Below are 5,245 nucleotides of genomic sequence, written 5' to 3' on the forward strand. Positions count from 1 at the left end.
TCGCACGCAAAGGCGTGGGCACGGCCGCCCGCGGCCTCGATCTGCGCGACCAGCGGCTGCAGCTTGTCGAGGCTGCGGCGCGTGACGCAGGCGGCATAGCCTTCGCGCGCGAAACGGCGCGCGATGGCGCCGCCGGTGGCGTCGCCGGCGCCGACGATGAGCGCGGCTTTGGTGAGTGCCATGGTCACGAGCGCCGCGCCGGGCCGCCCCAAGCAAGCGAGCGCCCCCTCGGGAGGCAGAGAGGACACGAAGTGCCGAACGTGGGGGTCATATTCACTCCTTGTAGTAGACGATCTGGTTCGAGGTGGCGAGCAGCACGCCCTGCTCGCTCCACAGATGCGCCTTCTGGTCGAAGAAGCCGTTGAAGAACTGCTGCCCCACCGCGCAGCCCAGCAGGTAGCCCGTGCCGACCTCGGCCAGCTGCGCCGGTCCGGCATGGAAATACGTGGTGATCGACACCGTGCCGGCCGGCACATGCCTGGCGCGGCGCAGCCAGACGCGCGGATAGAACACGTCGCTCATCGCGGCCAGCGAGGCAAAGTCCAGCGGCCGCGCCTGCGCGTCGCGCAGCCAGAGCCGGCTTTCGCTGTGATGCAGGCTCTCGTCCCACTTCGAAGGAATGCTGCCGCTAAACAGGCGCATCTCGTACTGGTCGAGCCAGGCCACGCCGGACGGGCCGACGCTCAGGCGCTCGACCGTCTCGGGCCTGGGCGCCTCGGGCATCGGCAGGTCGCTCTGGCCCCAGGTCTCGCGGCGCGCGGCCGTCACCACCGTGGCGGTGGTGGTCATGTTCGGCGCACCGCTGGCACCAGGCTGCGTGATCTGCACCGTCCAGTGCTGGGTCGAGCGGTTGGTGCGCACCGCGGTGGCCTGCACGTCGAATGCGCCGGCTTCCAGCGCGGCCGCAAAGTTGACGGTCAGCGCGATCGGCGTGCCCAGCACATCCGGATGCTGCATCACCGACTGCAGCGCAATGGCCGCGGTGGCGCCGCCGAAGGGGCCGACCATGTTCCAGTAGTCCGGACTCGTGGCGCCGGTGAAGTGGCCCACGCGGATGTCGCTGTGCTGCAGGGCCAGGGCCTTGTCGAAGGGGTGTTGCATGCTCATGATGATTTGCAGTGTGCCTCCGGTGGGTGGCGTCACGCAGTCGTGTGCGGGACGCCGGCTTGCTGCACTGCGGTAAGCGCGGCCAGCCGGTGCAGCTTGTCGACCGTGCTCGGCCACAGGCTCTGGCTGAACTGTTCGCGGAAGAAACCGAAGTGCCCGATGCGCCGTGCCTGCACGTCGGCCGGTGCAATGCGCTCCATGGCGCGCGGCGCGCCGGCATAGAAGCTCAGCAGGCTTTCGGTGCCGGCGAGCGTCATGAGCTCGTCGTCGGTGATCGACAGCGCAAGCACCGGGAAGCGCACGCGCCCGTAGCTCTGCCGCGCCAGATCGCCTTCGGCGCCGACGCTGTAGCGCGGATGGAGGCACCAGCGCCGCCACTGCAGGATCACGCCGCGCGGCAGGTCGCCCACCTTCTTGAGCCGGCGGCCCGGAAAGTAGCCGCACAGCCGCGTGGCCAGCGGCACGAGCACGAACCAGAAGTAGAGGATGGTGCGCTTGAGCTTCGGCGCGTTCTCACGCCAGTAGCCGCTGCCGGCCGCAATGCTGACGAGGCCGTCGACCTGCCCGGGCCGCTGCAGGAAACCCGGCAGTTGCGCGCCCAGGCTGTGGCCGAGAAGATAGAGCGGCTGTTCGGGCAGCGCGGCCTTGGCGGCGTCGATCACCGCTTCGTAGTCGCGCGCCCAGTCGAACAGGTCGGCCTCGAAGCCACGCAGCGAGGCGCCGTTGCGCGAATCGCCCGAGCCGCGGTAGTCGAAGGTCCAGACGCGCAAGCCCTGCTGCGCGAGCCACTGCGCGAAGGGTTCGTAGAACGACTGGCGCACGCCCATCGCGCCGCCGATCACGATGCTGGCGCGCGGTGCGCCCGCGGGCTCGTAGCGGCGGACGGCCACTTGCACGCCGTTGTCGACCGGGATCTGCTGCGTCTGCATGAAGTTGTCTCCTTCGTTTTCTTGAACCATCGACCGCAACCTTGCCGGCGTAGCGAGCGGGATGAGATGCAAGGCGCGGGTGGCGGGAAACCGGAGCGACCTTCAGGGTCGTGAGGATTTCCCGACGGGCCCCGCAACGCCGCAGATCGCCCGCGCAGTAGCCGCCGCTAGACGCGTTCGAAGATGCCTGCGGCGCCCTGCCCCATGCCTACGCACATCGTGACCATGCCGTACTTCAGGTTCTCGCGCCGCAGCGCATGCACCACCGTGGCCGCGCGGATCGCGCCCGTCGCGCCGAGCGGATGGCCGAGCGCAATGGCGCCGCCCATCGGGTTGACCTTGCTCGGATCGAGCCCCAGCGTGTTGATCACCGCGAGCGACTGCGCGGCGAAGGCTTCGTTGAGCTCGAACCAGTCGATGTCCTCGTGCTTGAGGCCGGCATAGCGCAGCGCGGCCGGAATGGCCTCGATCGGGCCGATGCCCATGATGTGCGGCGGCACGCCCTTGCTCGCAAAGCTCACGAAGCGCGCGAGCGGCGTGAGGCCGTACTGCTTCACGGCCTTCTCGCTCGCGAGGATCAGCGCGCCTGCGCCGTCGGAAGTCTGCGAGCTGTTGCCCGCCGTGACGGTGCCGCGCGCGGCGAACACAGTGCGCAGCTTGGCCAGGCCTGCGAGGCTGGTGTCGGGGCGCGCGCCTTCGTCGAGGTTCACGGTGCGGGTCTTCGCGATCGATTCGCCGGCTTCAAGGTCCGGCGTGCGGTCGGTCACCTCGATCGGCGTGATCTCGTCGGCGAATTTGCCGGCCTTCTGCGCGGCCAGCGCCTTCTGGTGCGAGGCGAGCGCGAATTCGTCCTGCGCCTCGCGGCTCACTTTCCACTGCTGCGCCACCTTCTCGGCCGTGAGGCCCATGCCGTAGGCAATGCCGACATCGCCCTCGCGCTCGAAGATGGAAGGCGACAGCGACGGCGAGTTGCCCATCATCGGCACCATGCTCATGCTCTCGACGCCCGCCGCGATCATCACGTCGGCCTCGCCCACGCGGATGCGGTCCGCAGCCATCTGCACCGCCGACAGGCCCGATGCGCAGAAGCGGTTCACGGTGATGCCGCCGATGCTGGTCGGCAGGCCCGCAAGCACCGCGCCGATGCGCGCGACGTTCAGGCCCTGCTGCGATTCGGGAATCGCGCAGCCGCAGATGATGTCCTCGATGGCCTTGGGGTCCAGGCCCGGCACTGCGGCAAGCGCCGCCTTGAGCGTGGTCGCGAGCAGGTCGTCGGGCCGGTAGTTGCGGAAGTAGCCGCGGTGCGACTTGCCGATGGGGGTGCGGGTGGCGGAGACGATGTAGGCGTCTTGGACTTGTTTGCTGCTCATGAAGAAGCTCCTGGATTTTCTTGCTCCTTCCCCCGCCGGGGGAAGGTTGGGATGGGGGCCGGCGGCGTCAATTCGGCAAGCCGGTTGGCAATCGCCTGGCGAACCCCATCAAGATTGGTGAACGGATCGTTGGATGCAAAGCGCAGCACATCGAAACCCTGCGCGCGGAAGAATGCGTCGCGCCGCGCGTCATAGCCTTGCTGCAGCTGATGCTGCGATCCATCGAGTTCGACGATCAGCTTGGGCGCAAGGCACGCGAAATCAGCGATGTAATTGCCCAGCGGATGCTGGCGCCGAAATTTCACACCCATCTGCTCAGCGCGCAGTCCACCCCAGAGCTTTCGCTCCGAGTCGGTCATCTCGCGGCGAAGCACCTGCGCGTTTGCGCGGGCGTTGGGCGTGGACTGATTTCGCATCGTGCTTGGTTGGAGGTGGCCCCCATCCCTGCCTTCCCCCGGAGGGGGAAGGAGAAATGCAGGTCAGTTGCGCACCGGCTTCCCCGTGCTCAGCATCCCCATGATCCGCTCCTGCGTCTTCGGGTGCACGATCAGCGAGCAGAACGCCTTGCGTTCCAGCGCCATCAGGTATTCCTCGGTCACGAGCGAGCCTGCGTCCACGTCGCCGCCGGTCACCACGTTCGCGATCAGGCTCGCGATGTGGAAATCGTGCGCGCTGATGAAGCCGCCGTCGCGCATGTTCACGAGCTGGCCCTTGATCGTCGCGGCGCCGCTTCGGCCCGCCACGCGGAAGCTGCGGCGCAGCGGCGCGCGGTAGCCGGCGTCGGCCATGGCCCTGGCCTGCTGCAGCGCCACGTAGAGCAGCTCGTCCTTGTTCGGCACGATGATGTCGCTGTCCAGCAGGTAGCCAAGCTTCTTCGAATCGAGCGCGCCGGTGCCGACCTTGGCCATCGCGGCGGCGGTGAAGCCTTCGGTCAGGAACGGCAACAGATCGGCGCCTGTGGAGGCCGATGCGTTCTCGGCCGCGCGGCGCGCAATGTAGGTCAGGCCGCCCGCGCCGGGGATCAGGCCCACGCCCACTTCGACCAGGCCGACGTAGCTCTCCATCGCCGCCACGCGCTTCGACGAATACACGGCCAGTTCACAGCCGCCGCCCAGCGCCATGCCGCGCACGGCGGAGACGACCGGCACGCTCGCGTAGCGGATCTTGAGCATCACGTTCTGCAGCTCTTCTTCCGCGCCTTCGACCGCACCGATGCCCGCGACCACGAAGGCCGGCAGCATCGCCTGCAGGTCGGCGCCGACCGAGAACATCTCGTCGGGCGACCAGATCACCAAACCCTTGTATTCAGCCTCGGCCAGCTCGACGGCGGCACCCAGCGCCTCGGCCACGTCCGGGCTGATGGCGTGCATCTTCGAATGGATGCTCGCGATGAGCACTTCACCGTCGAGCGTCCACACGCGCACGTCGCCTTCGTCGCTGATCGTCGTGCCGGCGGTGTTGGCATCGGCTGCGTTCGCGCCGAGCACGCTCTCCGGGAACAGCTGGCGGTCGTGCACCGGCAGCTTGCGCTGCGGCACGAAGGTGTTCTGCGAGGCGCTCCACGAGCCTTCGGGCGTGTGCACGCCGCCGGCCTGCGCGACCGGGCCTTCGAACACCCACTGGGGCAGCGGCGCCGTGCTCAGCGCCTTGCCGGCATCGATGTCTTCCTGCACCCACTTCGCGACCTGCGCCCAGCCGGCCTCCTGCCACAGCTCGAACGGCCCCTGCTTCATGCCGAAGCCCCAGCGCATCGCAAGGTCGATGTCGCGCGCGCTCTCGGCAATGTCGGCCAGGTGCACCGCGGCGTAGTGGAAGCCGTCGCGCAGGATGGCCCAGAGG

6 protein-coding genes are annotated in these 5,245 nt (G+C 68.4%); all 6 read right to left on the bottom strand.

Features of this window, described 5'->3' with window-relative positions; translation table 11 throughout:
* A partial coding sequence (locus tag AC1DOC_RS18090) for an SDR family NAD(P)-dependent oxidoreductase (protein ID WP_478130203.1) occupies window positions 1-182 on the bottom strand: 182 nt, incomplete at its 3' end.
* A gap of 91 nt (window positions 183-273) precedes the next feature.
* Window positions 274-1,107 carry an acyl-CoA thioesterase gene (locus AC1DOC_RS18095; protein ID WP_478079514.1) on the bottom strand — a complete coding sequence of 278 codons (834 nt, stop codon included), beginning with the start codon at window positions 1,105-1,107 and terminating at the stop codon, window positions 274-276.
* 32 nt (window positions 1,108-1,139) lie between these two features.
* Window positions 1,140-2,036 (bottom strand): alpha/beta hydrolase family protein, encoded by an 897-nt coding sequence (locus tag AC1DOC_RS18100; protein WP_478079515.1) that lies wholly within the window; start codon window positions 2,034-2,036, stop codon window positions 1,140-1,142.
* A 167-nt stretch (window positions 2,037-2,203) separates the two neighbouring features.
* Entirely contained in the window at window positions 2,204-3,406 is a 1,203-nt protein-coding gene (locus AC1DOC_RS18105; RefSeq protein ID WP_062363295.1) for an acetyl-CoA C-acyltransferase, read from the bottom strand.
* Window positions 3,403-3,822 (bottom strand): endonuclease domain-containing protein, encoded by a 420-nt coding sequence (locus AC1DOC_RS18110; RefSeq protein WP_478079516.1) that lies wholly within the window; start codon window positions 3,820-3,822, stop codon window positions 3,403-3,405. Before AC1DOC_RS18110 ends, AC1DOC_RS18105 begins: the two co-directional genes overlap by 4 nt.
* A 63-nt stretch (window positions 3,823-3,885) precedes the next feature.
* The coding region (locus AC1DOC_RS18115) for an enoyl-CoA hydratase/isomerase family protein (RefSeq protein WP_478130204.1) at window positions 3,886-5,245 on the bottom strand (1,360 nt) is incomplete at its 5' end.

Source organism: Variovorax sp. 01T439_2, from assembly GCF_056398445.1.